This is a genomic window from Pseudomonas sp. MOIL14HWK12:I1 (assembly GCF_000510705.1).
In the GTDB taxonomy this organism is placed as follows: domain Bacteria; phylum Pseudomonadota; class Gammaproteobacteria; order Pseudomonadales; family Pseudomonadaceae; genus Chryseomonas; species Chryseomonas oryzihabitans.
Genome location: NZ_AZNY01000003.1, coordinates 484,805 through 507,878, shown reverse-complemented (window position 1 = coordinate 507,878; position 23,074 = coordinate 484,805). Strand labels below are relative to the sequence as shown.

Genomic DNA, 23,074 nt, shown 5'->3' with positions numbered 1-23,074 from the left:
ACATGAGCGCCATCGCCGACTTCAGTACCTATAAAGTCATCAGCCCGATAGGCAGTGCCCGAGGCGACGATACTCATGTCACCGTTCACTGGCTGGATGGCCGAACCAGTCCCTACCACCTGCTCTGGCTCAGGGACAACTGTCCCTGCTCGCGCTGTGTCTATTCCGTTACCCGCGAGCAGGTCGTCGAGATCCTGGATATTCCCGAAGACATTCAGGCCGCCCGGGTGACCCTCACGGACGACGGCAATCTGGACATCCTCTGGCAAGACGGGCATGCCAGTACCTACGACGCGGGTTGGTTGCGCGCCCACGCCTATGACGAGGAATCCCTCGCTGAACGGGAACGGCTGAAGCCGAAGAAAAGGCTCTGGGACAGTAGCCTGGCTGTTCCAGCCTTCCATTACACCGACGTAATGGCCGACGACGCCGCGCTGCTGGCTTGGCTGCTGATGGTGAGAGATACCGGCCTGTCCCTGATCCACGGCGTGCCTACCGAAAGCGGCGCGCTCGTCCCCGTGGCGAAACGCATTTCCTTCATCCGGGAAAGCAATTTCGGCACGCTCTTCGATGTCCAGTCCAAGGTCGATGCGGACAGCAACGCCTATACCGCCTTCAACCTCCCCCTGCATACCGATCTGCCGACCCGCGAGTTGCAACCCGGTCTGCAATTCCTGCACTGCCTGGTCAACGACGCACGCGGCGGCAGCAGCACCTTCGTCGATGGATTCAAACTGGCGGAAGTGCTCAGGGGAGAAGACCCGCAGTCCTTCGAGATCCTCACCACCCTGCCCATCGAATTCCGCAATCGGGGCAGGTCTTCTGACTATCGCTACCAGGCGCCCATCATTGCCCTGGACGAAAACCAGGAGGTGACGGAAATCCGCATGGCGAATTTCCTGCGTGGCCCCTTCAGCACCCTGCCCGCCACCATGCCGCTGCTCTACCGCGCCTACCGTCGCTTCATCGCCCTGACGCGCGACGATCACTTCCGCTATCGACAGCGACTCGAAGCGGGTCAGCTCTGGTGTTTCGACAACAGACGCGCCCTGCATGCCAGGGATGAATTCGACCCTGCCAGCGGCGCGCGTAACTTCCAGGGCTGCTATGTCGACAGAGACGAACTGCATTCCCGGATTCGCGTGCTGCAACGATGAGCCAGCCACCGCTGTCGGCGGACATGGCCGCCTTCGTCGCGGCCAGCCAGGCCTTCGCCACGGCCGACCCGGATATCCAGGCCCAACGCCAGGCCTATACGCGCCTCTGCGCAGCCTTGGCACCGGCGGACTATCAGGGCCTGGCGGTCAGCGATCACCGCGCCAGCGACGTGCCATTGCGGTTGGTGGCGCCGCGGGAGCCCACCGCTGACCGTCCCGCCCTGCTCTATCTGCATGGCGGCGGCTGGATGCTCGGCGATCTGGATTCCCACGGTTTTCTCGCGGCGCGGCTGGCGCGGCGACTGGGGCTGGCGGTGCTGCTGGTGGACTATCGCCTGGCGCCGGAGCATCCCTATCCCGCCGCTCTGAACGATGCCCGCCAGGCCTGGGACTGGCTGCAGCAGCACGCCCCGACCCTGGGGCTGGACCCGACCCGGCTGGCGGTGGCCGGCGACAGTGCCGGCGGCAATCTCGCCGCCGCCCTGTGCCTGGCGTTGCGGCAGCAGGGGCGTGCCCAGCCCCGGGCCCAGGCGCTGATCTATCCGGCGCTGACCGCGCGGGTGCTGCCCAGCGAACGCCGGCAGGCCGCGGCGCCGTTGCTGAGCGCGGCCGACTGGCGGGCGTGTCTGGAGGTCTATCTGCCTCGCCAGGCGCAGCGCCGGGAGTCTCTCGCCCTGCCCCTGGAGGCTAGCGATTGCAGTGGACTGGCGCCGGCCTTTGTCGCCGTGGCCCAGCGCGATCCCCTGGCCGACCATGGCCGCGCCTATATCGCCGCCCTGCGTGCCGGCGGGACGCCCGGTCGCCTGTGGCAAGGCGCCGGTCTGCTGCACGGCGCCCTGCGCGCCCGGGGTCGGCGGGCCGAGGCGCTGCGCGAGGCCCTGGAGCGCTTTCTCGCGGGCGAACTGGGCGCCCTGCCCCCTGCTGACCTGGCAAAAGACAAAAAAAAACCTCAACCGCTGGAGACGGAAGAGGTTCAAACGCCCTGATGGGCCTCAGTGTGTAACCGGGGGTTGCTCGGCTCTGGTGGCGAACAACCGGAAAATGTCGTTGATAGGCGCCATTCTAACCGCGAACGTCGCTATTGACCCTGCGGCAGATTGTCCGGGCATGACGTCGTAATAAACCTACATTGCCTGGCTGGCGGGCGCGGCGCTTTCCAAAAACGACATCCGGCTATGCGGCGACGCCAGCCCGGCTTGCCGTCTGCGACGCCGATGGGAGAATCCAGGCATTCCACCGGAGAGGGCAGCACCATGATGATCGCCGACTTGATCGACCAGGACGACTTCCGCGACCGCCTGCGTGCGCTGGGTTTCAACGTGACGCCCGCGGCCACCGCGGACGAGGCCTGCCGCCAGGCGGTGACGGGACTCAACCAGGAGCGCGCCCAGGCCCTGCGGCAACTGATCCAGGAATTGCTGTCCGGCAGCGCGGCGCTGCTGCCGGCGGTGCGCCAGGCCATCGACCAGCAATTGCTGCCAGCCCTGGCCCAGCCGCGCGGCTAGCAGGCGCTAGGGCCGCAGCAGACTCAGCCGACCCAGCAGCGGCAACCGGCCCAGACCTCGCAACGGCGGCGTCAGCAGGCGCTCACCCTGGCGGGCGAAGATGGCCGCCAGCGGCGTATGCAGGCCCAGGCTGATGACGGCCAGGGCCAGCGCCAGACCGCCGATATAGTCATCCGAGCCCCAGTGGGCGCCGGCCACCAGGCGCGGCAGCATGAACAGCACGGCCAGCGCGGCCACCACCAGCCGGCGTCCGCCGCGGGTGAAATGCGCCATGAACAGCGCCCAGAGCAGCAGCACCGAGGCATGGTCGCCGGGAAAGCTGGCGCCGGATCTGTCCTTCAACTCCCAGCCGTGCTCCAGTCCGGGAAAGCGATCGCTGAGCAAATAGGCGCCCGAGAGCACGTCGGACGGACTGGAATGCTGCAAACCCCAGGCTTCGATGCCCTTGGTCAACAGCGTTCGCACGATCAGCAGGATCACCAGCAGGCCGATGAAGGCCGCCAGCGCCGGGCGCACCTGCCGGGCCGGATAGGCCCAGCCGCCACGGACCAGGAGCGCCAGCAGCACCAGGCCAACGAGGGCATCCACCGGTCTCAGGCTGAAGAAGGTCCAGAGGTAGAGCCAGGCGGTGGACTGGGCCAGGGGCGCGTTGAGGGCATGGAACAACCCGGCATCGAAAGCCAGCAGTTGGCTGCGCACACCCGGAATCAGCCAGAGCAGCAACAGGCCCAGAGCCAGTCCCTGGCACAGCGCCAGGCGGCGCCACTGCCAGGTGGAAGCGAAGAGTGGAGCGTTCATCGAGGTCTCTTTTCACGAAAATTTCACGAATAGACCCGCTCGACCTCGATAACGTCACACTTTGTTACAGCCAGATGACGCAACACTCCTTTGCAGGCATCGCGTCAACCAAAGAAGGCCAGGGCTTCCTCTACCACCAGATCCGGTAGCTCTTCCGCCAGGTAATGCCCGCCCGGCAAGGCGCGGCCGCTGACCTGGGTGGCCACCTGGCGCCATTCGGCGAGGGGATCGAAGCAGCGCCCCACGGTGCCTTCCGCACCCCAGAGTATGCGCAGCGGCAATTCCAGCCGGCGCCCGGCATCCAGATCGGCCTGGTCATGCGCCAGGTCGATCCCGGCGCTGGCGCGATAGTCCTCGCAGATGCCACGGGCGGTGCCGGGCAGGCTCAGGCAGCGCAGGTATTCGGCCAGCACCTCCGGCGGAAAGGGCGCCAGGCCGGCGCTGCGGGTACCCATCACGCCCTTGAGATAGCCTTCCGGATCGGCTTCGATCAACCGCTCCGGCAGCGGCGCCGGGCGGATCAGAAAGAACCAGTGCCAGTAGGCGCGGGCGAAGGCCTCGTCGGTCTGCCGATACATGGCCAGGGTCGGCGCGATGTCCAGCAGCAGCAGCCGCTCCACCGCCGCGGGATGATCCAGCGCCAGGCGATGGGCGACCCGGGCGCCGCGGTCGTGGGCCAGCACGGCGAAGCGCTCATGGCCCAGCCGGCGCATCAGCTCGACGTTGTCCCGCGCCAGGGTACGCTTGCTGTACGCCTCGGCACCCGCCTCCGGCTTGGCGCTGTCGCCATAGCCGCGCAGATCGGCGGCCACCAGGGTGAAGCGCTCGGCCAGACGCGGCGCTACCTTGTGCCACATGACAAGTGTCTGCGGATGACCGTGGAGCAGCAGCAGCGCCGGGCCCTGACCGCCGACGCGGCAATTGAGCTCGACGCCGTTGACGCTCAGCCGCCGCTGTTCGAATCCCACGAAGAGGCCTTCCATTTCAGGCCAGGGCCGCGGCGATGGCCTGCCCCAGGCTTTCGGTGGTGCCCTGACCGCCGAGGTCGCGGGTCAGGGGCGCCTGCTCGGGCCCCTGGCGCAGCACCGCCTCGATGGCCGCCACCACGGCAGCGCCGGCGTCGGCATGGCCGAGGTGCTCCAGCATCATGGCGCCGCACCAGATCTGGCCGATGGGATTGGCGATGCCCCGCCCGGCGATGTCCGGCGCCGAGCCGTGTACCGGCTCGAACAGGCTGGGGAAGGTGCGTTCCGGATTGATGTTGGCCGAGGGCGCGATGCCGATGGTGCCGGTACAGGCCGGGCCCAGGTCGGAGAGGATGTCGCCGAACAGGTTGCTGGCCACCACCACGTCGAACCAGTCCGGGTGCAGGACGAAGTTGGCGGTGAGGATGTCGATGTGGAACTTGTCCACCGCCACGTCCGGATAGGCCTTGCCCATCTCTTCCACGCGCTTGTCCCACCAGGGCATGGTGATGGCGATGCCGTTGGATTTGGTGGCCGAGGTCAGCTTCTTGCGCGGCCGCTGCTGGGCCAGGTCGAAGGCGAACTTGAGGATGCGGTCGGTGCCGTGACGGGTCATCACCGTTTCCTGGATCACCACCTCGCGCTCGGTGCCCTCGAACATGATGCCGCCGACGCTGGAGTACTCGCCCTCGGTGTTCTCGCGCACCACATAGAAGTCGATATCGCCCGGCTGGCGGTTGGCCAGAGGCGCCTTGACTCCGGGCATCAGCCGGCAGGGCCGCAGGTTGACGTACTGGTCGAAACGACGGCGGAATTGCAGCAGCGAGCCCCAGAGGGAGATGTGGTCGGGCACCACGTCCGGCCAGCCGACGGCGCCGAAATAGAGGGCGTCGTAGTCCTTGAGGGTCTCGAACCAGTCGTCCGGCAACATCTTGCCATGGGCCTGGTAGTACTCGGCGCTGGCGAAGTCGAAGTGGTCCCACTGCAGCGAGAGTCCGAAGCGGCGAGCGGCGGCGTCCAGCACGCGGATGCCTTCGGGCATGACTTCCTTGCCGATGCCGTCTCCGGCGATGACCGCGATCTTGTGGGGCTTGGACGCTTGCATGGACGTTCTCCGGCAGTCTGGGTGAGATGGACCCAGTGTAGTCCTGCGCCAGGGGCGTACAATCCCGCCACACGGAAAGCCATTCTTAACCTGGGATCAAGAATCTTGTCCGCCGATGACCTCGCCTTCTTTGTCCGCCTGGCTGGCCACCCCAGCCTGACCGCCGCCGCCCGGGAACTGGGCCTGTCGCTGGCGGCCGTCAGCAAGAGACTCACCGCCCTGGAGCGCCGGCTGGGCGTGCAGCTGATCCGCCGCACCACGCGACGCCTGGACCTGACCCCGGAAGGCCTGCGCTATCTGGAAGGCGCCCGTCCGCTGCTGACTCAGCTGGAGGATCTCGAGGCCGCGGTTGGCCGACCCGATGCGCCCCTGAGTGGCACGCTCAATCTCAACGCCACCTTTGGCTTTGGCCGCCGCCACCTGGCGCCGTTGCTGTCGGACTTCGCCCGCCGTCATCCCGAGCTGGAGCTCAACCTGCACCTTTCCAGTCATCCGGTGAATCTGCTGGACGGCCCCTTCGACCTGGACATCCGCGTCGGCGAGCCGCCGGACGCCCGGGTCATCGCCCATCGCCTGCTGGACAACCGCCGCCTGCTCTGCGCCGCCCCCAGCTACCTGGCCCGGGCCGGCGTGCCGGAAAGCGTGGCCGACCTGGCGCACCACAACTGCCTGGTGCTGCGCCAGGACGCCGGCGACTACGCCGTCTGGCGCTTCACCAAGGGCGGCCAGCATTTCGCCCAGAAGGTCCGCGGCAGCCTGAGCAGCAACGATGGCGAGGTGGTGGTGCGTCTGGCGCTGGAGGGCCACGGGCTGATCCTGAGATCGGAATGGGACGTGGCCGAGCTGATCGCCAGCGGCGCCCTGGTGCCGCTGCTGACCGATCACGAGGCATCGGCGGCGGCCATCTATGCGGTGCACCGCCAGCAGCGCCACGTGCCGCGCCGATTGTCGGAACTGATCCGCCACCTGGCACGGGAGCTGCCCGCGCGGTTGGGACGCTAGGGCTGCACGAATCTTCCAGACCGACATCAGGTCAGTAACTAGACTGAAAGGCCCGAAAGCCCCCTTCTCTCGCCATGGCCGACGATCACTGGATCCAGCTGCAGCAGGACGCCGAGACCGGCATCGAGACCCTGCGCGCCCATTTCGAGGGCCATGCCTATGACCCGCACTGGCACGACGCCTATCTGGTGGGCTACACCGAGCAGGGCCTGCAGCAATTCCACTGCCGCGGCCAGCGCCACCTGAGCACCCCCGGCCAGGTCTTTCTGCTGGAGCCCGGCGAACTGCACGACGGCCAGGCGCCGGAAGCCGAGGGCTTCACCTATTCCATGCTCTATCTCGATCCCCAGTGGCTGGCGCGCGAGCTGCAGGGCTTGCATGGCGACGGCCGACCCCTGGGCGAACCCGGCTTCGCCCGGACCCTGGTGGCGCAGGCCGAGCTGCATCGCGCCGTGGCCTGGGCCCATGAGGTCCTGAGTCGTCCGGAATTGCGCATCGTCCGCCAGAGCGCGCTGGACGCCCTGCTACTGCGCCTCCTGCCGCAACTGCAATGGCGCGCGCCCCAGGCCGGCGATCCGCGGCTGCCCCAGGTGGCCCTGCGCGCTCGCGACTTCCTGCATGCCCATCACCATGAAGACATCGGCCTTGAGGAGCTGGCCCGGGCCGCCGGGGTGGACAGATTCCGCCTGACCCGCGCCTTCAAGGCCGCCTTCGGCCTGGCGCCCCATGCCTATCTGGTACAGCTGCGCCTGTCGCGTGCACGCCGCCTGCTGGCCGACGGCCTGTCGCCGGCGGAGACCGCGGCCGCCCTGGGCTTCGCCGACCAGAGTCACCTGGGGCGCTGGTTCCGCCGCGCCTATGGCCTGACCCCGGCGGCCTATCGCGCGCGCTGCTCGAATCTTCCAGACCGCTAGCGGCAAGGCTTGCGACCCTGGTGGCTCAGTCCTCTCGGGAGTCCCCCATGTCCCTGCTGCCCTTTCTGCTGTTCGCCCTGGTCGCCTCCATCACCCCGGGGCCGACCAATGTGCTCATCCTCGGCCACAGCGCGCGCCATGGCGCCCGGGCCAGCCTGCCGCTGGTGCTGGGCGGCAGCCTGGGCGCGGTGGCCCTGGTGCTGGTGGTGGGTTTCGGACTCGGCCAGACCCTGGCGCAACACCCCGACTGGCAGCGCGCCCTGGCCTGGGCCGGGGTGCTCTGGCTGAGCTGGCTGGCCTGGCAACTGGCCCGCGCCGGGGCGCCCGCGGTGGCGGACGACAGTGCCCGCCTGGGTTTCGGCGGCACCGCCGGATTGCAGGTGCTCAACCCCAAGAGCTGGAGCATGGCGCTGGCGGTGGTGACCGTCTATGCCGAACCCGGTGCCGATCTCTGGCACCAGGTGCTGGTGCTGGCCCTGGTGTTCCTGCTGGTGTCCGTACCCTGCCTGGGCCTCTGGGCCCTGCTCGGCCGGGTCGCGGCGCATGGCCTGAAATCGACCCGCGCCTGGCGCGGCTTCAACCTGGGGATGGCGGCGCTGCTGCTCGCCTCGGCCTGGGCGACGGTGGTCTAGACCGGCATCCCGCCCTGATCGCGGAAGCTGTCCTCCAGGTGCTCCAGCCAGGCGCGTACCGCCGGCAGCTGACCGCGTCTGTGGGCATAGGCGGCCTGCAGGTGACCACCGGGCAGCGACCAGTCCGGCAGCAGGCGCTGCAAGCGACCCTCGGCCAGTTCGGCCTCGCAATAGAGCAGCGGCAGCATCGTGTAGCCGAGGCCCGCCAGGGCGGCGGTCTTGCGTACGCTAAAGTCATCGATGCCCAGCCGGGCTTCCAGCACCAGCTCACGGCGCTGGCCGTTGGGGCCGACCATGCGCAGGTGCACCCGGCGATCCAGTTCCAGGGCGCCGAGCAGCGGGACCCCCAGCAGGGCCTCCGGTGCATCCAGCTGGCGACCGACGAGAAAGTCGGGTGCGGCCACCAGCACCCCGGAGGCCTGGCGCAGGCGGCGCACGATCAGCCCCGGTTCCACGTCGTCGACGTCCCTTACCCGCAGGGCCACGTCGAGACCCTCGTTGACCACGTCCACCCGCCGATTGACCAGCACCATCTCCAGCTGCACCTGGGGATAGCGCTGCAGGAAGCGGGTGACGACGTCGGGCAGGTAATCCTGCGCCAGCGCCACCGGGCAGGACACCCGCAGCGGGCCGCGCGGTTCGCTGGACAGGCTGGCCGCCGTCTCGGCGGCGCTCTCCGCCTCGCGCAGCAGCGCCTGGCAGTGCACTAGGTAGCGCTCGCCAAGGGTGGTCAGGGTCAGGGTACGGGTGGTGCGCTGCAGCAGCCGCGCGCCCAGGCGCGTCTCCAGCTCGGCGATGCGCCGGGACAGCCGCGACTTGGGAATGCCCAGCAGCCGCCCGGCGGCTGCGAAGCCACCGGCTTCCACCACCTTGGCGAAGTAGGCGAGATCATTGAGGTCTTGCATGGACGATTGTCCTATCCATGGGACGAAGCATCGCATTCTAGGCGACTAATCAGCCGATCGTCTTATCGGTAGTCTGGGCTCATCGCGTCGAACCCTACAGGACTACCGCACATGAAACTCTTGCACATCGATTCCAGCATCCTCGGTGATCACTCCGCCTCCCGTGCCCTGACCGCCAAGGTGGTCGCCGCCCTCAAGGCCGCTACGCCCGGACTGGAGGTCAGCTACCATGACCTCGCCCACGATGCCCTGGGCGACTTCTCCGCCGCCAGCCTGACCGCCGGCGCTACCCCGGCCGAGCAGCGCAGCGCCGAACAGCGCGACGAAGCCGAGCGCAACGCCCGCGCCCTGCAGGAATTCCTCGCCGCCGATGTCCTGGTACTGGGCGCGCCCATGTACAACTTCACCATCCCGACCCAGCTCAAGGCCTGGATCGACCGCATCACCGTGGCCGGCACCACCTTCCGCTACAGCGAAGCCGGTCCGGTGGGTCTCTGTGAAGGCAAGAAGGCGATCATCGTCGCTACCGCGGGCGGCATCCATGCCGGCAAGCCGACTGGACTGGCCCATGCGGACTATCTGAAGCTGGTTTTGAGCTTTCTCGGCATCACCGATGTTCAGACCGTGTATGCCGAAGGCCTGGCCTATGGCGACGAAGCCAAGAGCGCGGCCCTGGCCAGCGCCGAACGCCAGATCGCCGAGCAGTTCGCCTGAATCCGGTCGCCCTCACCCACGGCTCCTCTCCCTCGGGGAGAGGAGAGCTAGCGACTCCTCGCGCGTGGGCAGGGGCAATCTGAAAAGTCGAGGTCGGAGTGAAGGGGACCTCACCCCCGGCCCCTCTCCCCGAGGGAGAGGGGAGCTAGAGCCCAGAGATCAAGCTTCGTGACAGCTTGAGCGCCGGAACTCATTCCTCGCGCCATCCCGGTCTTCCCCCTCTCCCTCTGGGAGAGGGCCGGGGTGAGGGCTGCTCGCGTATTTAGCTGAACCCCACCACCGGATGCGGCACATAGGGCGCTTCCAGGGCACCGATCTCTTCTTCGCTCAGGCGCAGCTCCAGCGCCGCCACCGCATCCTCCAGATGCTGCGGCTTGGACGCCCCGACGATGGGTGCGTCGATCCCTGGCTTCTGCAGCAGCCAGGCCAGGGCCACCTGGGCACGAGGTACGCCACGGGCTTCGGCGATGCGCGCTACGGCGGCGACGATCTGCCGATCGGATTCCTCACTGGCGGTATAGAGCGTCTTGCCGAAGGCGTCGCTTTCGGTGCGCGCGGTGCTGGCGTCCCAGTCGCGGGTCAGGCGGCCGCGGGCCAGCGGACTCCAGGGGATCACGCCGATGCCGGCGTCGCGGCACAGCGGCAGCATCTCCCGCTCCTCTTCGCGATTGAGCAGATTGAGGTGGTTCTGCATGGTGGCGAATTTTGTCCAGCCATGGCGTTCCGCCGTGTGCAGCGCCTTGGCGAATTGCCAGGCATACATGCTGCTCGCACCGATGTGCAGCGCCTTGCCCGCCTTGACCACGTCATGCAGGGCTTCGAGGGTCTCCTCGATGGGGGTGTGATAGTCCCAGCGGTGGATCTGGTAGAGGTCGACATAGTCGGTGCCCAGCCGCTGCAGGCTGGCGTCGATGGCGGCGAAGATGGCCTTGCGCGACAGGCCGCCGACATTGGGCTTGTCGCGCAGCGGGAAGTACACCTTGGTCGCCAGCACGATCTCCTCGCGCACGGCGTTGGCCTTGAGAAAGCGGCCGACGATCTCTTCGCTGGTGCCGTCGGAGTAGCTGTTGGCGGTGTCGAAGAAGTTGATCCCGAGATCCAGCGCCTTCTTCAGCAGCGGCTGGCTCTGGTCTTCCGGCAGGGTCCAGGGGTGATTGCCGCGCTCGGGGACGCCATAGGTCATGCAGCCGAGGCAGAGGGGCGAGATCTTCAGACCGGTGCGGCCTAGATTGCGATAGTTCATGGGGGCCTCCAGGGATGGTCGAAAAGGGTTGACCACGTGGGTCCCGGATCGACTGCAACGAACTTACCGGCTGCCGTCTGGTTCTAGATGAATTCTCATCCACAACCGGAGACGCTCCATGAAGAAATATGCTTCCGCGGTCTGGCAAGGCGGTCTGAAGGATGGCAAGGGCCATATCTCCACCGAGAGCGGCGCGCTCAAGGACAATGCCTACGGCTTCAACACCCGTTTCGAAGACACCCCGGGCACCAATCCCGAGGAACTGATCGGCGCGGCCCATGCCGGTTGCTTCTCCATGGCCTTTTCCATGCTGCTGGGCCAGAACGGTCTGACCCCCGAGCGCATCGAGACCAAGGCCGACGTGACCCTGGACAAGGTCGGCGACGGCTTCGAGATCACCACCATCGATCTGACCATGAAGGCCAAGATCCCCGGTGCCACCCAAGAGCAGTTCACCACCATCGCCAACCAGGCGAAGGAAGGCTGCCCGGTGTCCAAGGTGCTCAAGGGCGCCAAGATCAACCTGAACGCCACGCTCGAAGGCTAAGGGTTTGAGGTGCCTGCCGGTGCCGCCTGGCATCGGCAACACCGCGTCATAAAGGCCGTTCGCAGCGACAGGCCGAATCGCTAGACTGCTCCGACCACGCTTTCGGAGAGCACGATGAACGACTCCCTCTTCATGACCCTCTTTTCCATCCTCGCCGTGTTGCTGCTGGGCGGCGGCATCTACGGCTGCGTGATCCTCAATCGCCAGCGCAAGGACATCGAGAAGAACGACAGCGAAGGCTAGGCCAGGCGCCGACCTGCCAGATAGCGCACGCCCTCGGCACCGAAGCGCTCCGAATGCGGCTCCTGGGCGGCCTGGTGGAAGACCTCGCCAACGCCATAGTGGCGCTCGCCCGTGGCCGTGCGGATGTGCAAGTCGCCCTGGACGACCAGCGCCTTGGCTTCGAAGGGATGAGCATGGGAGTCCAGGCGGCCCAGGGCCTCGCGCTCGACCAGTACCGGCGGCTGGAAGCCCTCGCGGGCGAGTTGCTCGATGAAGGTGATCGGGTCCAAGAGTGCTTTTCACGCTGAAGGGAGATGATCCGCGTCCAGGCTAAAGCACCCACCTGCGTTTGACCCGTTCAAAATCGCTATGACGGGCCCTGGTACGGACTATGACCGGCCAGGGCCGCTGGCGCGTGGCAGCCCCGGCTGGCCCGAGGTTCCACGTGGAGCATCAGCGTTCCAGCTTGCGCTCGACCTCGGCGGTCTTGCGCCTGATCTCCTCGGCTTCCTGCTCCTTGGTCTTGATATCGGTGGGCGTGATGACCTTGTCGATGCCATCGGTCGGCGTCGATTCCGGCTGTTCCATGTCCTTTTTCACCACGTCCACCGGCCGTCCGGCTTCATCGAGCGCGGGTTCGTTGGGTGGGGTCTTGCCCAGATGGGCATCGGAACGCTGGTCGCTCATGAAGGGCTCTCCTCGGTAGGGTCCTTCTTTCGAGCGCGACGACCGCTGCGGAGTTCGCCCGCCGCTCAATTGCGGATCCGCACCCGCTCCAGATAGGCCAGCAACTGCGCCTGCTCGGTGGCGTCCAGCGGCGCGAAGACCGCTTCCAGGGCCTGGGTGCGCGGCACCTGGGCCTGATCCAGCGCCTGGCGACCCTGCTCCGTGAGATGGACCAGCAGCGCCCGGCGATCCTGGGGATGGGGCTCGCGCCGGACCAGGCCGTCGCGTTCCAGGGCATCGAAGGCATCGGTCAGGGTGCGCGGCGCATGGCGCAGCTGTTCGGCGACCTCGCCCGGACGACAGGGGCCCAGGCGTTCCAGCACCTTGAGCACCTTGTAGCGGGCAAAGGAAAGTCCGGAGGCCTTGAGGGTCTCATCCAGTTGTTGGCGCATCTGCCGTTTCAGATCCATCAGGGCTTCGGCAATGGCGGCGGCGGTTGACATGAAAGCTGCTTACCTCGAATATAGTGAGGAACCTCAATGAATGGTACCTCCGCAATGGCGACATCTTTTCACAGCCGCGAGGGCGATGCCAGTGCCCCTCACCTTTTCCAGCGCGTGCGCTTCGACCTCAAGCGTCGCTGGGCAACCGTCGTCCGCCGCGAAGAACTCGGTGGCGACCTGCTGCGCCTGACCTTTGGCGGCAGCGACCTGGCCGATTTCCAGAGCGCGGCCTTCGACGAGCACGTGAAACTCTTCGTCCCCGCCGACACCACGCCGATTCGCGCCGCCAGCCCCGAACAGCTGGTGGGCCGTCACTACACGCCGCGCCACTACGATGCCGCCCGTGGCGAACTGGCCATCGACTTCTACCTGCATGAAGCCGGGGTGCTGACCACCTGGGCGCGCCAGGCGCAGCCGGGTGCCGAGCTGATCATCGGTGGACCCAAGGGCGCTCTGGTGCCGCCCGAGGATTTCGACTGGTACCTGCTGGCCGGCGACGAGACCGCCCTGCCCGCCATCGCTCGCCGCCTGGAGCAGCTGGCAGCCGGCGTCCGGGTAGTAGTCGTTGCCGAAGTGGCCCGTCCGAGCCTGGAAATCGCCCTGCCGACGGCCGCGGCCGCCGAGATCCGCTGGGTCTATCGCGAGACCGCGGCCGAGGCCCTGGTGCAGGCCCTGGAGCAGCTGGAGCTGCCGGCAGGCGAAGGCTATGCCTGGATCGCCGGCGAGGCCACCCAAGCCCGCGCCGCGCGCCAGGCGCTGTTGGCCAAGGGACTGCCGCGGGACTGGGTCAAGGCGGCCGGCTACTGGAAGCTCGGCGAGAGCGACCAGCACGTGAAGGTCGAGGATTGAGCACCGCCACCGCCGTCACCGACGGCCTGCCCCTGCCCCGCCGCTATCGCGCCGTGGCCGCCCTGCTGCTGGCCATCAGCATGACGGTGCTGGACAGCGGTATCGCCAACCTGGCGCTGCCCAGCATCGCCGAGGCCCTGGACGTCTCGGCGGCGGCGGCGGTCTGGATCGTCAGCGCCTATCAGCTGAGTCTGGTGGCCCTGCTGTTTCCCCTGGCCGCGGTGGCCGAGCGTCACGGTCTGCGGCCGGTCTTCGCCGCCGGGGTCGGGATCTTCGGCCTGGCCTCCCTGGGCTGCGCCCTGGCGCCGGATCTCGCCAGCCTGGTGGCTGCGCGGGCGCTGCAGGGGGTGGGCGCCGCCGCCATCATGTGCGTCAGCGCCGGTATCGTCCGCCTCTCCTATCCCCGCGACCGCCTCGGGCGTGGCATCGCCATCAATGCCCTCTGCGTGGCCCTGGGGTCGGCTGCCGCACCCAGCCTGGGCGCCGCCATCCTGGCCCTGGGTGGCTGGCCCTGGCTGTTCGCCGTCAATGTGCCCGTGGCGGTGCTGATCGCGCTGCTGGTGCGTAACCTGCCCGACAGCCCCCGTGCACAGCGCCGCCTCGATCCCCTCAGCGTGCTGCTCAACGCCCTGCTGTTCTGCGCCGGTATCGGCGGTCTGGAGCGCCTCGGCGCTGCGCCGCTGCAGGGCGTGGGTCTGCTGCTGCTGGCCGCCGCCAGCCTGGTGCTGCTGGTGCGCCGCGAGCGCGGTCTGCCGGCGCCGCTGTTGCCGGTCGATCTGCTGGGGCTGCCGGCCATGCGCCACTCGGTGCTGGCCTCGGTCTGCTCCTTTGCCGCGCAGATGCTCTGCTTTCTCGCCCTGCCCTTCTATCTGCAGCACCAGCTCGGACTGGTGCCCTTGCAGGTGGCCCTGCTGATGCTGGCCTGGCCGCTCACCGTGGCCGTCTCGGCGCAGGTGGCCGGGCGCCTGGCCGACCGCCACCCGCCGCAGCGCCTTTGCATGCTCGGCGGCCTGGGTATCGCCCTGGGTCTGGCAGCCGCCGCGGTGATGCCGCTGGAGCGCTCGACCGCCCTGCTGATCCCCTGCCTGATCCTCGGCGGCATCGGCTTCGGCTTCTTTCAGGTACCCAACAACAGGATCATGCTGACCGCCGCCCCGGCCGGTCGCAACGGCGCCACCGGCGGTGTCCAGGCCACGGCGCGGCAGACCGGCATGGCCCTGGGCGCCGCGGCCCTGGCGCTGCTGCTGCATCTGGATGGCAGCCTGGCCCCGCGGCTGGGACTGGCTCTGGCGGCTGCTCTGGGTCTGGTCGCCGCCTGGTCCAACTGGCGGGCACCGCGCTAGGACTGGGGGCCTGTCTCCGGCCCGAGCAGCGCCCTGAGCGCCTGCTCGCGCTCGACCGCCGGGCGCTCGCCCAGCAGCCGGACCCGATGAAAGAAGGCCGGCCAGTTGCCCGGGTGCTGTCGATAAAGGGCGGCAAAGGCCGGCACCCACTGTTCGTACAGGCCATAGGGCACCAGCCGCGCATTGTTGAGCGGCTGCTGCATCCAGCCATCGAAGCGGCGGTCGTCCCGCCAGGCCGGGGTGGCGCGCAGCCGCTGGTAATCGCTGCGCAACTGCGCGAAGCGGCGGGCCTTGGCCGCGCGCTTGGCCTCGGCCGCCAATGGCTGGGCATAGAGCCGGGCCAGGTCGGCGCGGGTGGTCAGCAGCAGGGCGCGGAATTGCTGGTAGCGGGCTTCGCGCCCCGCATCCGGCGGGGGTAGACCGCGCCTGGCGCGCCATTGCCGCAGGCCTTCGCCCTCGACGAAGGTGGCATAGGACTCGTTGAAGGCGGTATCGCCGGGCAGATAGAAGCGCTGGTGCGCCAGCTCGTGGAAGATCGTCGCCGCCACCTGATCGTCGTCCCAGCGCAGCATGCTGCTGAGCAGCGGGTCGCTGAACCAGCCCAGCGTCGAATAGGCCGGCACGCCGCCGACATAGGTGTCCTGGCCCTCGGCCTGCAGCCGCTGCGCCTCGGCCCGCGCCCGGGCTTCCTGGTAGTAGCCGCGATAGGCCACGCAACCGGCGATGGGAAAGCAGTGGGTGGTGGGCCGGGTGGAGAATTCGGCGGTGGCGAAGACGTTCCACAGCACGAAGGGCCGCTTGAGTTCGACGAAACTGCGATAGCTGGCGTTGTCGGGCAAGGCCAGCTCGGCGCTGGCGAAGCGGCGGGCCGCCGCCGCGGCAGCCAGGCGTTCGCGCAGGACGGCGGGTCGCGCGGGATCTGCGACGACCGTCGCAATGGGCTCGCGATCACGGATCAGCGCCCATTGGCCCTGTACCATCTGACCGTAGTACCCGACCGAGGTACAACCGCTCAGTCCGATCACGAGGGACAGCAGCGCCAGCCAGCGGCTCGTGCGTTGCGCAGGCAGGGTGCCTGGCTGGGTGGCGCGCCCTTCCCTGCCCGGAGTTGTAGCCGTCATGCGTAGACTGTGCCTGCTGTTGCCTGTGCTGTTCCTAGGTGGCTGTTCCCTGTGGCCGTTGCCCAAGCCGGATCCGGCGCAGGCCTGGATCGATCTGGACAGCGACGGCAAGGCCAAGCTGGAAGCCCTGCGCGCCGACCGTAAGGATCTCGAAGACAGGCGCTACTTCCAGGTCTGGCCAGGGAGCCACGATCTGCAGGTACGCTACCAGTTCGAGGTGCAGCCCACCAACATCGGCGCCCAGGTGGCCGATCCGCTGGCGCGCACCTGCCTGGTGACCCTCAACTACAAGGCCTTCGCCGCGGGCGAGCGCTATCGCCTGGAAGCCGGCCAGACCGGCTGGCGGCCCTGGGCGCGCCTCTATGACGAGCGCAACCAGGAAGTGGCGCGTAGCACTGCCAGTCGTTGCGGCGACGTGTAGACTCGGCTGATCTCCCTGTCGCGAGTCGCCGTCCATGCGCCTGCGCCTGCTGGTCCCCCTGCTGCTCCTGCTCGGCGGCTGCACCACGCCGCTGCCCCCCAAGGATCCCCACCAGGCGTGGGTCGATCTGGTGCTGCGCGAACCCGCGGTGGGCGCCTCGCTGCTGGCCGAGGCCCAGGACGGCAAGCGTCTCGACGACGGCCGCTACTTCCAGCTCACCCCCGGCAGCCACAGCCTCAAGGTGAGCTATCGCTACGAACTCTATGGCGGCGGTGGCTTCGGTTCGCGCTTCGGCTGGCGCGAACCGCTGCAGATCCAGTGCTATCTGGAACTGGACTACCCAGACTTCCAGGCCGGTCGGCGCTATCGCCTGGAGGCCGAGAACACCTTCGGCCAGGGCCAGATCACCCTCTACGACGGCCCGCGCGAACTGATGAGCTCCGAGCGCGGCATCTGCTCGCCCTTCTGACCACGGCTGGCAGAGCGGCCGGCACGGTCGGGTGAAGGGCTACTAGGCAGGCACGCTGAGCCAGTCGTCCTGGCTGCGATCCTGGGTGCGGACCGTCAGCGGGCGACCCTTCTGCTCGCGCAGCTGGCGACTCATGCGCAGGAAATCCTCGCGTTCCATCCAGCGCGGCGCGGGCTGGGCAAGGGACAGAGCTTGGCGAATCCGGGCGAACGGCGACATGGCATTACCCTCTTGGCTAAATACTGTATGCGCAAACAGTACTAAGCCAAGCGGAACTGTACAAGCATCCAGCGGATGAACGGTCTGTCTCCCGGTCCGGGACTTCAGTCGTTGCGCTGGTAGAGGATCTTGTAGGTCCCGTTGGCGCAGCTGCCCACCACCATGTTGGGATCGCGCACCTCGGCATTGGGGACCGCTTCGAGGGTATAGGCGGTCACCCCGGCCGACTGGATCTTGACCTCGATGTCGGCCTTGAGCTGATCGCAGGACAGGGGTTCGGCCAGCACGGCAGTGCTCAGCAGGGCGGTGCAGCAGAGGAGCGAGAGACGCAGCATGGCGATTTTCCTTGGCGTGATGACCTCTCAGGCTTGGACGCCCGCGCTGTGGCGATGTTCTCAGCGCCGCCCTTTGGCCAGCGAAGCGGTGGAACCTGGAACCCGAACGGTATTTCCGATGGGCATTCCGTTCAGCGAAGTGCTCCCATGTTCCAGTGGTTGAAAGACAATTCCCAGGTCCTCACGCTCTTCGCCCAGTGCTGCACCCTGGGCGTCTGGGTCCTCTATGCGCAGCTCCTGCTCAACAACTACAAGCGCCAGCGCCAGCCGCGGCTGATCATCAACCGCGGCGCCGGCAAGGGCGTGGGCGCCCTCTGCCTGCTGTCCAACATGAGCGCCGAGCCGGTGTTCATCAACCAGCTCACGGTGATCCTCAAGACCAATCGCGAGACGCTCTACACGGATGTCACCGATATCCGCGAGAGTGGCCAGGATGACGTCGATCCCGATCTGGTGCTGGGCCAGGCCACCCACCAGGGACCGCTCAACACTGGCGACTTCACCCACATCGGTACCTTCCAGGGCCTGATTCGCCGCGCCGCCGAGTACAACGGCCTGACCCTGGAAGACCACCGGCCGCCCGAGGGCTGGGTGTTCGAGGGCCTGGAGATCCGCGCGGTGGCCTTCTATGGCTCGGATCACGACCCCATCGGGGTGCGCCGGCGCTTCCGCCTGGGCCAGCACGACGGCCACTACTGCGCGCTGATCGCCGAGGACTGGCAGACCCAGCAGCTGACCACGCGCCGCCAGCGGCGCATGGTGCAGGACGAGTGGATGGTCGAGCTGGAGCCCAAGGCTCAGCCAAAGAACCAGTAGCAGATCAGGATCGAGGCCGTGACCCCGGTGAATTCCGCCAGCAGGGCGCAACCCACCGCATGGCGGGCGCGCTGGATGCCCACCGCGCCGAAGTACACCGCCAGCACATAGAAGGTGGTTTCGGTACTGCCCTGGATGGTCGCCGCCACCAGCGCCGGAAAGCTGTCCACGCCATGGGTCTGCATGGTCTCGATCAGCAGCGCGCGGGCGGCACTGCCGGAGAAGGGCTTGACCAGGGCGGTGGGTAGCGCCTCGACGAAGCGGGTGTCCCAGCCAAGGAAGGTCACCGCATGGCGGATGCCTTCGAGAACGGCCTCCAGGGCGCCGGAAGCCCGCAGCACCCCCACCGCGCACAGCATGGCGACCAGATAGGGCAACAGCGACTTGGCGACGTCGAAGCCTTCCTTGGCGCCTTCGACGAAGGCTTCGTAGACCGGCACCTTGCGCAGGGCGCCAAGGATCATGAACGCCAGGATGATGCCGAACAGCGTCAGGTTGCCGAGCAGCGACGACAACCCGGCCAGCGCCGTGGCGGTCAGGGTGAAGAGAAAGGCGACGAAGGCGCCGAAGGCCAGGGAGCCGCCGCCGATCCAGGCCAGCACCACCGGATCCCACAACTTCAGCCGCTGCATGAAGGCCACCGAGAACAACCCCACCAGATTGGCGCAGGTGTGGGCCAGCAGGATCGGCAGGAACACCAGGGTCGGATCGGTGGCGCCCTGCTGGGCGCGGTACATGAACACCGTCACCGGCAACAGCGTCAGCGAAGAGGCATTGAGCACCAGGAAGAGGATCTGCGCATTGCTCGCCGTGGTGCTGCTGGGATTGAGCTCCTGCAGGGCGCGCATGGCCTTGAGGCCGATGGGCGTGGCGGCGTTGTCCAGACCCAGGCCGTTGGCGGCGAAGTTGAGGGTGATCAGCCCCAGCGCCGGATGGCCGCGCGGCACCTCGGGCATCAGCCGGGCGAACAGCGGCCCGAGCAGGCGCGCCAGGGCGTCCACCAGCCCGGCCTTTTCGGCGATGCGCAGGATGCCGAGCCAGAGGGTCAGGGTGCCGAACAGGAGCACCATGACCTCCACCGACAGCTTGGCCATGGCGAACAGACTCTCCACCATGGCGGCGAAGACTCCGGCGTTGCCGGCGACCAGCCATTGGCCGAAGGCGCTGATCCCGGCAACGATGAAGAAGCCCAGCCACAACCCGTTGAGCATCGCGGTTCTCCCGGCAAAACGGCGATGATAACCGCAGCGTCCGCTCCCTGCAGGGACGCCGTTCAGTCTGTGGTCATCGCCGCCGGGTTATCCTCTGACCTTTCACGCAATCCGCTGGAGTCCGCCCATGCGTCTGTCCGTTCTCGCCCTGCCGCTGGTGCTCGCCGCCAGCCCGGTGTTCGCCTTCAACCTCAACGACGCCGTCAACGCCTACAACAGCGCCAACGGCAACAACAACGCCAAGGCCACCGCCGCCGCGGCGGCCACGCCCCAGGCCCAGGGCCTGCTGCAGGCGCTGACCAGCCAGCTCAACGTCACCCCGCAACAGGCGGTGGGCGGCACTGGCGCCCTGCTCGGCCTGGCCAAGAATCAGCTGGTGGGTAACGACTATCGCCAGCTGGCCAAGGCCGTGCCGGGACTGGACCAGCTGGCCGGCGCCAATGCCACCGGCGGCCTGGCGCAACTGGGCGGTCTGGGCAGTCTGCTCGGCGGTGGTGGTCAGGACGCCAAGCAGAGTCCGCTGGGCAGCCTGCTGGGCAATGTCGACAGCCGTCAGGACGTCGACAAGACCTTCAACGCCCTGGGCATGAACAGCGGCATGACCAACCAGTTCGCCCAGGTGATCCTTGGCTATCTCGGCAAGCAAGGTACCCAGCCCTCCCTGCTGAGCACCCTGGGCAATGTCTGGGGCCTCTGACGGCACCCCGCGCTGGCTGACCCAGGCGGCGGCCGGCGCGGAGCCGGACTATGCCGAGGCGCCGTGCGGCTGGCTCTATGCCGACCGCGGCTCCCTCACCGAACGCCTGACCGCCCTCAGTGGCGGGCGCTTCGCCGTCGAGGTGATCGCCGAAGGCTGGCAAGCGCTGCGGCCGGACGAGTGCCAGGCGCTGGAGGTGCCGCCGGCCAGCCCTGGCTGGGTGCGCGAGGTCTGGCTGCGCGGTGCTGGCGAGGCCTGGGTCTTCGCCCGCAGCGTGGCGGCGCGCGAAGCCCTGGAAGCGGCGGATTTCGACCTGGCGGCGCTGGGCGAGCGCCCCCTCGGCCACTGGCTGTTCCAGGCACCGGCCTTTGTCCGCGGACCGCTGGAAGCCTGCCGCTATCCGCTGGCCTGGCTGCCCGCAGGAGCGGCCACCACGCCCTGCTGGGCCCGGCGCTCGGTGTTCCGGCGTGGTCCCCTGGCGATCCTGGTGGGCGAGGTCTTCCTGCCGGCCTTCTGGCCGCACGCGCGGCGCGAGAGCGGGTCGACTCATCACGACGGCAGCGGCGAAATCCCAGGGCCCCTATAATCGCCGGGCCCTTCGCCATGCAGCCGTCCGATGAAAAAGAACGCCTCCCGTCCCCGTGATCGCCGTCCCGCCGCGCCCCGCGGTCCCGAGCCCAGCGCCCGGGTGATCGCTACGCGCCCCCGCCGCGAGCGCATCCGCGACTTCGTCCAGCTGACCCGGCTGGACCGCCCCATCGGCATCTATCTGCTGCTCTGGCCCACCCTCTGGGCGCTGTGGATCGCCGCCGAGGGCGTGCCGAGCCTGAAGAATCTGCTGATCTTCGTGCTCGGCGTGGTGCTGATGAGATCGGCCGGCTGCGTGATCAACGACTTCGCCGACCGCAATTTCGACGGCCACGTCGCCCGCACCAAGAACCGCCCCCTGGCCACCGGGCGCATCTCGCCCAAGGAAGCCCTGCTGTTCTTTGCCGTGCTGGTGCTGCTCAGCTTCGGCCTGGTGCTCTGCACCAATGCCACCACCGTCTGGCTGTCCTTTGGCGCCCTGGGCGTGGCGGCGCTCTATCCCTTCATGAAGAGATACACCTACTACCCCCAGGCGGTCCTGGGCGCGGCCTTTTCCTGGGGCATGCCCATGGCCTTCACCGCCGAGACCGGCGAGTTGCCGGCGGCGGCCTGGCTGCTGTTCGTCGCCAACGTGATCTGGACGGTGGGCTACGACACCTACTACGCCATGGCCGACCGCGAAGACGATCTCAAGATCGGGGTGAAATCCACCGCCATCCTGTTCGGCGACGCCGACCGGGTGATCATCGCCACCCTGCAGGGCCTGACCCTGTTCTGCCTGGCGCTGGCCGGCGGCCGCTTCGGCCTGGGCCTGCCTTTCTACCTGGGCCTGGTGGTGGCGGCCGGCTGCTTCGCCTGGGAATTCCACGTCACCCGCGACCGTGATCCTCTGGTGTGCTTCAAGGCCTTCCTGCACAACCACTGGGCGGGGCTGGCGATCCTCGTCGGCATCATCGCCGATTACGGACTGCGCTGAGCCGGAGCGCCCGCGGCGGCATCGGCCACCACCTCCGGCAGCGCCTCGGGTTGCGTCGCCGGCACCGCCCGGGCCTTCTTGGCCTTGGACGCCTTGCGGCTCTGCTGCCAAGCCACCGCCAGGCCGCTGGCGCAGATGATGAGGATGCCGATCAGCGCGCCGCTGTCCGGCACATGACCGAAGACGAAATAGCCGATGATGCCGGCGGTGACGATCTGGCCGTAGCTGAAGGGCGCCAGCAGCGCCGGTGGCGCATAGCGGAAGGCCTGGGTCAGCAGCAGGTGGCCGGACATGCCGAAGAGGCCGAGCAGGGCCAGCATGAAGCCGTGGGTCAGGGTCGGGATCTCCCAGAAGAAGGGCACCACGCTGCTCAGCACCAGGGTGTTGATGATGCCGGTAAGGAAGTTGCTGGTGGTGGGGCTGTCGATGCCGCTGAGCAGGCGGGTCAGCAGCTGGTAGAGACCGAAGCACACCGCCGAGCAGACCGGTAGCAGCACCGCCGGGGTGAACAGCTGGCCGCCCGGCCGCACGATGATCAGCACCCCGATGAAGCCGGCCAGCACCGCCGCCCACTGGCTGCGGGTCACGGTTTCCTTGAGCAGCGGCACCGACAGCGCCGTCACCATCAGCGGGGCGAGAAAGTTGACCGCCGTGGCCTCGGCCATCGGCAGATAGCGCAGCCCGGTGGTGAAGAACAGGCTGCAACCGATCAGGCACAGCGCCCTGAGCACCTGCAGGCCGGGTCGCTTGGTGCGGATCACCGCCAGTCCCGAGCGCGGGATGAAGATGCCCATCATCAGCAGGGTGTGGGAGAGGTAGCGGGCCCAGACCACCATGACTACCGGATAGAAGCCGGACAGGTACTTGGAGAGGGCATCGTGGGAGGCGAACAGCCAGACCGCGAGGCAGATCAGGGCGATGCCCTTGAGCGGCTGGTCGGCGAATCTCAGAGTGGGTCCTGCTTGGGCGCTCATTGGACTCCCGTGGCGCTAACGGCGGTCCCTGACCGCCTGCGTGATCCGGCCGTCCTGCACGGCGGTCCGTCGGCGTGGGCACCGACTCGGGACATGGACCTCGACGATGGCGGAGTGTGCCGTCGAGCACCCATCCTGTCGCCCTCAGGACCGCAATACCGGGCGATATTTCAATAG

General features: G+C 67.9%; 30 protein-coding genes. 17 read left to right on the top strand and 13 right to left on the bottom strand.

Annotated elements, in window-relative coordinates; translation table 11 throughout:
• Positions 1–2 precede the first annotated feature (2 nt).
• From PSEK12I1_RS0102330 to PSEK12I1_RS0102320, 3 genes are all read left to right on the top strand, one after another.
• The gene (locus PSEK12I1_RS0102330) at positions 3–1,157 is read left to right on the top strand and encodes a gamma-butyrobetaine dioxygenase (protein ID WP_027600573.1); all 1,155 of its coding nucleotides are present in this window, start codon (positions 3–5) and stop codon (positions 1,155–1,157) included.
• Positions 1,154–2,143 (top strand): alpha/beta hydrolase, encoded by a 990-nt coding sequence (locus tag PSEK12I1_RS0102325; RefSeq protein WP_231501035.1) that lies wholly within the window; start codon positions 1,154–1,156, stop codon positions 2,141–2,143. Before PSEK12I1_RS0102330 ends, PSEK12I1_RS0102325 begins: the two co-directional genes overlap by 4 nt.
• A 267-nt stretch (positions 2,144–2,410) precedes the next feature.
• Positions 2,411–2,662 carry a hypothetical protein gene (locus PSEK12I1_RS0102320; protein ID WP_007160239.1) on the top strand — a complete coding sequence of 84 codons (252 nt, stop codon included), beginning with the start codon at positions 2,411–2,413 and terminating at the stop codon, positions 2,660–2,662.
• Positions 2,663–2,668: 6 nt separating this feature from the next.
• Here the strand turns inward: PSEK12I1_RS0102320 and PSEK12I1_RS0102315 are convergent, their stop codons facing one another.
• The 3 genes from PSEK12I1_RS0102315 to PSEK12I1_RS0102305 all read right to left on the bottom strand — a co-directional run bounded on the left by PSEK12I1_RS0102315 (position 2,669) and on the right by PSEK12I1_RS0102305 (position 5,530).
• Positions 2,669–3,460: a phosphatase PAP2 family protein gene (locus tag PSEK12I1_RS0102315; RefSeq protein WP_027600571.1), complete on the bottom strand. Its 792-nt coding sequence runs from the start codon at positions 3,458–3,460 to the stop codon at positions 2,669–2,671.
• Between the two features lie 104 nt (positions 3,461–3,564).
• On the bottom strand, positions 3,565–4,443 hold the full coding sequence (locus tag PSEK12I1_RS0102310) for an alpha/beta fold hydrolase (protein WP_027600570.1): 879 nt from the start codon (positions 4,441–4,443) through the stop codon (positions 3,565–3,567).
• Position 4,444: 1 nt separating this feature from the next.
• The gene (locus PSEK12I1_RS0102305; protein ID WP_027600569.1) at positions 4,445–5,530 is read right to left on the bottom strand and encodes a tartrate dehydrogenase; all 1,086 of its coding nucleotides are present in this window, start codon (positions 5,528–5,530) and stop codon (positions 4,445–4,447) included.
• A gap of 105 nt (positions 5,531–5,635) precedes the next feature.
• Here PSEK12I1_RS0102305 and PSEK12I1_RS0102300 point away from each other — a divergent pair, with 105 nt between their 5' ends.
• The 3 genes from PSEK12I1_RS0102300 to PSEK12I1_RS0102290 all read left to right on the top strand — a co-directional run bounded on the left by PSEK12I1_RS0102300 (position 5,636) and on the right by PSEK12I1_RS0102290 (position 8,078).
• A complete protein-coding gene (locus tag PSEK12I1_RS0102300; protein ID WP_027600568.1) occupies positions 5,636–6,532 on the top strand; it encodes a LysR family transcriptional regulator in 897 nt (298 codons plus the stop codon).
• A gap of 74 nt (positions 6,533–6,606) precedes the next feature.
• Positions 6,607–7,446 carry an AraC family transcriptional regulator gene (locus PSEK12I1_RS0102295; RefSeq protein ID WP_027600567.1) on the top strand — a complete coding sequence of 280 codons (840 nt, stop codon included), beginning with the start codon at positions 6,607–6,609 and terminating at the stop codon, positions 7,444–7,446.
• Positions 7,447–7,493: 47 nt separating this feature from the next.
• Entirely contained in the window at positions 7,494–8,078 is a 585-nt protein-coding gene (locus PSEK12I1_RS0102290; RefSeq protein ID WP_027597298.1) for a LysE family translocator, read from the top strand.
• Here the strand turns inward: PSEK12I1_RS0102290 and PSEK12I1_RS0102285 are convergent.
• Entirely contained in the window at positions 8,075–8,983 is a 909-nt protein-coding gene (locus PSEK12I1_RS0102285) for a LysR family transcriptional regulator (protein WP_027600566.1), read from the bottom strand. The two genes, PSEK12I1_RS0102290 and PSEK12I1_RS0102285, sit on opposite strands and share 4 nt — an antisense overlap.
• Before the next feature lie 111 nt (positions 8,984–9,094).
• On the opposite strand from PSEK12I1_RS0102285, the gene PSEK12I1_RS0102280 reads away from it, so the two are divergent.
• Positions 9,095–9,697: an NAD(P)H-dependent oxidoreductase gene (locus PSEK12I1_RS0102280; RefSeq protein ID WP_027597294.1), complete on the top strand. Its 603-nt coding sequence runs from the start codon at positions 9,095–9,097 to the stop codon at positions 9,695–9,697.
• Positions 9,698–9,959: 262 nt separating this feature from the next.
• On the opposite strand, the gene PSEK12I1_RS0102275 is transcribed toward PSEK12I1_RS0102280, so the two are convergent.
• On the bottom strand, positions 9,960–10,940 hold the full coding sequence (locus PSEK12I1_RS0102275) for an aldo/keto reductase (protein ID WP_007160230.1): 981 nt from the start codon (positions 10,938–10,940) through the stop codon (positions 9,960–9,962).
• Positions 10,941–11,058: 118 nt separating this feature from the next.
• Here PSEK12I1_RS0102275 and PSEK12I1_RS0102270 point away from each other — a divergent pair, with 118 nt between their 5' ends.
• A complete protein-coding gene (locus PSEK12I1_RS0102270; RefSeq protein WP_007160229.1) occupies positions 11,059–11,487 on the top strand; it encodes an OsmC family protein in 429 nt (142 codons plus the stop codon).
• A 114-nt stretch (positions 11,488–11,601) separates the two neighbouring features.
• Positions 11,602–11,730: a hypothetical protein gene (locus tag PSEK12I1_RS24885; protein WP_007160228.1), complete on the top strand. Its 129-nt coding sequence runs from the start codon at positions 11,602–11,604 to the stop codon at positions 11,728–11,730.
• Here the strand turns inward: PSEK12I1_RS24885 and PSEK12I1_RS0102260 are convergent.
• The 3 genes from PSEK12I1_RS0102260 to PSEK12I1_RS0102250 form a co-directional block, all read right to left on the bottom strand.
• Positions 11,727–11,999, bottom strand: coding sequence for a hypothetical protein (locus tag PSEK12I1_RS0102260; RefSeq protein ID WP_027600565.1), 273 nt, complete (start codon positions 11,997–11,999; stop codon positions 11,727–11,729). The two genes, PSEK12I1_RS24885 and PSEK12I1_RS0102260, sit on opposite strands and share 4 nt — an antisense overlap.
• 163 nt (positions 12,000–12,162) lie before the next feature.
• The gene (locus PSEK12I1_RS0102255; protein ID WP_007160226.1) at positions 12,163–12,396 is read right to left on the bottom strand and encodes a hypothetical protein; all 234 of its coding nucleotides are present in this window, start codon (positions 12,394–12,396) and stop codon (positions 12,163–12,165) included.
• Between the two features lie 65 nt (positions 12,397–12,461).
• The gene (locus PSEK12I1_RS0102250; protein WP_027597291.1) at positions 12,462–12,878 is read right to left on the bottom strand and encodes a MarR family winged helix-turn-helix transcriptional regulator; all 417 of its coding nucleotides are present in this window, start codon (positions 12,876–12,878) and stop codon (positions 12,462–12,464) included.
• A 54-nt stretch (positions 12,879–12,932) separates the two neighbouring features.
• Between PSEK12I1_RS0102250 and PSEK12I1_RS0102245 the strand changes: the two genes are divergently transcribed.
• Both PSEK12I1_RS0102245 and PSEK12I1_RS0102240 read left to right on the top strand, forming a co-directional pair.
• Complete coding sequence (locus PSEK12I1_RS0102245) at positions 12,933–13,727, top strand: siderophore-interacting protein (protein WP_081737520.1); 795 nt, start codon at positions 12,933–12,935, stop codon at positions 13,725–13,727.
• Positions 13,724–15,070, top strand: coding sequence for an MFS transporter (locus PSEK12I1_RS0102240; protein WP_027600562.1), 1,347 nt, complete (start codon positions 13,724–13,726; stop codon positions 15,068–15,070). The genes PSEK12I1_RS0102245 and PSEK12I1_RS0102240 overlap by 4 nt, the downstream gene beginning before the upstream one ends.
• Here PSEK12I1_RS0102240 and PSEK12I1_RS0102235 read toward each other — a convergent pair.
• Positions 15,067–16,191, bottom strand: a complete 1,125-nt coding sequence (locus PSEK12I1_RS0102235; protein ID WP_081737521.1) for an aminopeptidase — start codon at positions 16,189–16,191, stop codon at positions 15,067–15,069. The genes PSEK12I1_RS0102240 and PSEK12I1_RS0102235 overlap by 4 nt on opposite strands.
• Between PSEK12I1_RS0102235 and PSEK12I1_RS0102230 the strand changes: the two genes are divergently transcribed.
• Both PSEK12I1_RS0102230 and PSEK12I1_RS0102225 read left to right on the top strand, forming a co-directional pair.
• Entirely contained in the window at positions 16,190–16,612 is a 423-nt protein-coding gene (locus PSEK12I1_RS0102230; protein WP_007160221.1) for a hypothetical protein, read from the top strand. The two genes, PSEK12I1_RS0102235 and PSEK12I1_RS0102230, sit on opposite strands and share 2 nt — an antisense overlap.
• Positions 16,613–16,646: 34 nt before the next feature.
• On the top strand, positions 16,647–17,081 hold the full coding sequence (locus PSEK12I1_RS0102225; protein ID WP_027600560.1) for a hypothetical protein: 435 nt from the start codon (positions 16,647–16,649) through the stop codon (positions 17,079–17,081).
• Between the two features lie 42 nt (positions 17,082–17,123).
• On the opposite strand, the gene PSEK12I1_RS24710 is transcribed toward PSEK12I1_RS0102225, so the two are convergent.
• Together PSEK12I1_RS24710 and PSEK12I1_RS0102215 are read right to left on the bottom strand one after the other, a co-directional pair.
• Positions 17,124–17,300 carry a hypothetical protein gene (locus PSEK12I1_RS24710; protein ID WP_007160219.1) on the bottom strand — a complete coding sequence of 59 codons (177 nt, stop codon included), beginning with the start codon at positions 17,298–17,300 and terminating at the stop codon, positions 17,124–17,126.
• Positions 17,301–17,404: 104 nt separating this feature from the next.
• Positions 17,405–17,635, bottom strand: a complete 231-nt coding sequence (locus tag PSEK12I1_RS0102215; RefSeq protein WP_007160218.1) for a DUF1161 domain-containing protein — start codon at positions 17,633–17,635, stop codon at positions 17,405–17,407.
• 147 nt (positions 17,636–17,782) lie between these two features.
• Between PSEK12I1_RS0102215 and PSEK12I1_RS0102210 the strand changes: the two genes are divergently transcribed.
• Positions 17,783–18,451: a hypothetical protein gene (locus PSEK12I1_RS0102210; RefSeq protein WP_007160217.1), complete on the top strand. Its 669-nt coding sequence runs from the start codon at positions 17,783–17,785 to the stop codon at positions 18,449–18,451.
• On the opposite strand, the gene PSEK12I1_RS0102205 is transcribed toward PSEK12I1_RS0102210, so the two are convergent.
• Complete coding sequence (locus PSEK12I1_RS0102205; protein ID WP_027600558.1) at positions 18,433–19,662, bottom strand: nucleoside recognition domain-containing protein; 1,230 nt, start codon at positions 19,660–19,662, stop codon at positions 18,433–18,435. The genes PSEK12I1_RS0102210 and PSEK12I1_RS0102205 overlap by 19 nt on opposite strands.
• 127 nt (positions 19,663–19,789) lie before the next feature.
• Here PSEK12I1_RS0102205 and PSEK12I1_RS0102200 point away from each other — a divergent pair, with 127 nt between their 5' ends.
• From PSEK12I1_RS0102200 to ubiA, 3 genes are read left to right on the top strand one after another with little or no spacing between them, the layout of a single operon-like run.
• Entirely contained in the window at positions 19,790–20,359 is a 570-nt protein-coding gene (locus tag PSEK12I1_RS0102200) for a DUF2780 domain-containing protein (RefSeq protein WP_027600557.1), read from the top strand.
• Positions 20,343–20,945, top strand: a complete 603-nt coding sequence (locus PSEK12I1_RS0102195; RefSeq protein ID WP_027600556.1) for a chorismate lyase — start codon at positions 20,343–20,345, stop codon at positions 20,943–20,945. Before PSEK12I1_RS0102200 ends, PSEK12I1_RS0102195 begins: the two co-directional genes overlap by 17 nt.
• Before the next feature lie 30 nt (positions 20,946–20,975).
• Positions 20,976–21,923 (top strand): 4-hydroxybenzoate octaprenyltransferase, encoded by a 948-nt coding sequence (ubiA, locus tag PSEK12I1_RS0102190; protein WP_037006596.1) that lies wholly within the window; start codon positions 20,976–20,978, stop codon positions 21,921–21,923.
• Here ubiA and PSEK12I1_RS0102185 read toward each other — a convergent pair.
• Entirely contained in the window at positions 21,908–22,897 is a 990-nt protein-coding gene (locus tag PSEK12I1_RS0102185; protein WP_027600554.1) for a DMT family transporter, read from the bottom strand. The two genes, ubiA and PSEK12I1_RS0102185, sit on opposite strands and share 16 nt — an antisense overlap.
• Positions 22,898–23,074: the final 177 nt, after the last annotated feature.

Bases quoted from the DNA above. Each gene is read 5' to 3' on its own strand.
- PSEK12I1_RS0102330 (WP_027600573.1), top strand. From the start codon at position 3: ATGAGCGCCATCGCCGACTTCAGTACCTATAAAGTCATCAGCCCGATA.
- PSEK12I1_RS0102325 (WP_231501035.1), top strand. From the start codon at position 1,154: ATGAGCCAGCCACCGCTGTCGGCGGACATGGCCGCCTTCGTCGCGGCC.
- PSEK12I1_RS0102320 (WP_007160239.1), top strand. From the start codon at position 2,411: ATGATGATCGCCGACTTGATCGACCAGGACGACTTCCGCGACCGCCTG.
- PSEK12I1_RS0102315 (WP_027600571.1), bottom strand. From the start codon at position 3,460: ATGAACGCTCCACTCTTCGCTTCCACCTGGCAGTGGCGCCGCCTGGCG.
- PSEK12I1_RS0102310 (WP_027600570.1), bottom strand. From the start codon at position 4,443: ATGGAAGGCCTCTTCGTGGGATTCGAACAGCGGCGGCTGAGCGTCAAC.
- PSEK12I1_RS0102305 (WP_027600569.1), bottom strand. From the start codon at position 5,530: ATGCAAGCGTCCAAGCCCCACAAGATCGCGGTCATCGCCGGAGACGGC.
- PSEK12I1_RS0102295 (WP_027600567.1), top strand. From the start codon at position 6,607: ATGGCCGACGATCACTGGATCCAGCTGCAGCAGGACGCCGAGACCGGC.
- PSEK12I1_RS0102290 (WP_027597298.1), top strand. From the start codon at position 7,494: ATGTCCCTGCTGCCCTTTCTGCTGTTCGCCCTGGTCGCCTCCATCACC.
- PSEK12I1_RS0102285 (WP_027600566.1), bottom strand. From the start codon at position 8,983: ATGCAAGACCTCAATGATCTCGCCTACTTCGCCAAGGTGGTGGAAGCC.
- PSEK12I1_RS0102280 (WP_027597294.1), top strand. From the start codon at position 9,095: ATGAAACTCTTGCACATCGATTCCAGCATCCTCGGTGATCACTCCGCC.
- PSEK12I1_RS0102275 (WP_007160230.1), bottom strand. From the start codon at position 10,940: ATGAACTATCGCAATCTAGGCCGCACCGGTCTGAAGATCTCGCCCCTC.
- PSEK12I1_RS0102270 (WP_007160229.1), top strand. From the start codon at position 11,059: ATGAAGAAATATGCTTCCGCGGTCTGGCAAGGCGGTCTGAAGGATGGC.
- PSEK12I1_RS24885 (WP_007160228.1), top strand. From the start codon at position 11,602: ATGAACGACTCCCTCTTCATGACCCTCTTTTCCATCCTCGCCGTGTTG.
- PSEK12I1_RS0102255 (WP_007160226.1), bottom strand. From the start codon at position 12,396: ATGAGCGACCAGCGTTCCGATGCCCATCTGGGCAAGACCCCACCCAAC.
- PSEK12I1_RS0102250 (WP_027597291.1), bottom strand. From the start codon at position 12,878: ATGTCAACCGCCGCCGCCATTGCCGAAGCCCTGATGGATCTGAAACGG.
- PSEK12I1_RS0102245 (WP_081737520.1), top strand. From the start codon at position 12,933: ATGGCGACATCTTTTCACAGCCGCGAGGGCGATGCCAGTGCCCCTCAC.
- PSEK12I1_RS0102230 (WP_007160221.1), top strand. From the start codon at position 16,190: ATGCGTAGACTGTGCCTGCTGTTGCCTGTGCTGTTCCTAGGTGGCTGT.
- PSEK12I1_RS0102235 (WP_081737521.1), bottom strand. From the start codon at position 16,191: ATGACGGCTACAACTCCGGGCAGGGAAGGGCGCGCCACCCAGCCAGGC.
- PSEK12I1_RS0102225 (WP_027600560.1), top strand. From the start codon at position 16,647: ATGCGCCTGCGCCTGCTGGTCCCCCTGCTGCTCCTGCTCGGCGGCTGC.
- PSEK12I1_RS24710 (WP_007160219.1), bottom strand. From the start codon at position 17,300: ATGTCGCCGTTCGCCCGGATTCGCCAAGCTCTGTCCCTTGCCCAGCCC.
- PSEK12I1_RS0102215 (WP_007160218.1), bottom strand. From the start codon at position 17,635: ATGCTGCGTCTCTCGCTCCTCTGCTGCACCGCCCTGCTGAGCACTGCC.
- PSEK12I1_RS0102210 (WP_007160217.1), top strand. From the start codon at position 17,783: ATGTTCCAGTGGTTGAAAGACAATTCCCAGGTCCTCACGCTCTTCGCC.
- PSEK12I1_RS0102205 (WP_027600558.1), bottom strand. From the start codon at position 19,662: ATGCTCAACGGGTTGTGGCTGGGCTTCTTCATCGTTGCCGGGATCAGC.
- PSEK12I1_RS0102200 (WP_027600557.1), top strand. From the start codon at position 19,790: ATGCGTCTGTCCGTTCTCGCCCTGCCGCTGGTGCTCGCCGCCAGCCCG.
- PSEK12I1_RS0102195 (WP_027600556.1), top strand. From the start codon at position 20,343: ATGTCTGGGGCCTCTGACGGCACCCCGCGCTGGCTGACCCAGGCGGCG.
- ubiA (WP_037006596.1), top strand. From the start codon at position 20,976: ATGAAAAAGAACGCCTCCCGTCCCCGTGATCGCCGTCCCGCCGCGCCC.
- PSEK12I1_RS0102185 (WP_027600554.1), bottom strand. From the start codon at position 22,897: ATGAGCGCCCAAGCAGGACCCACTCTGAGATTCGCCGACCAGCCGCTC.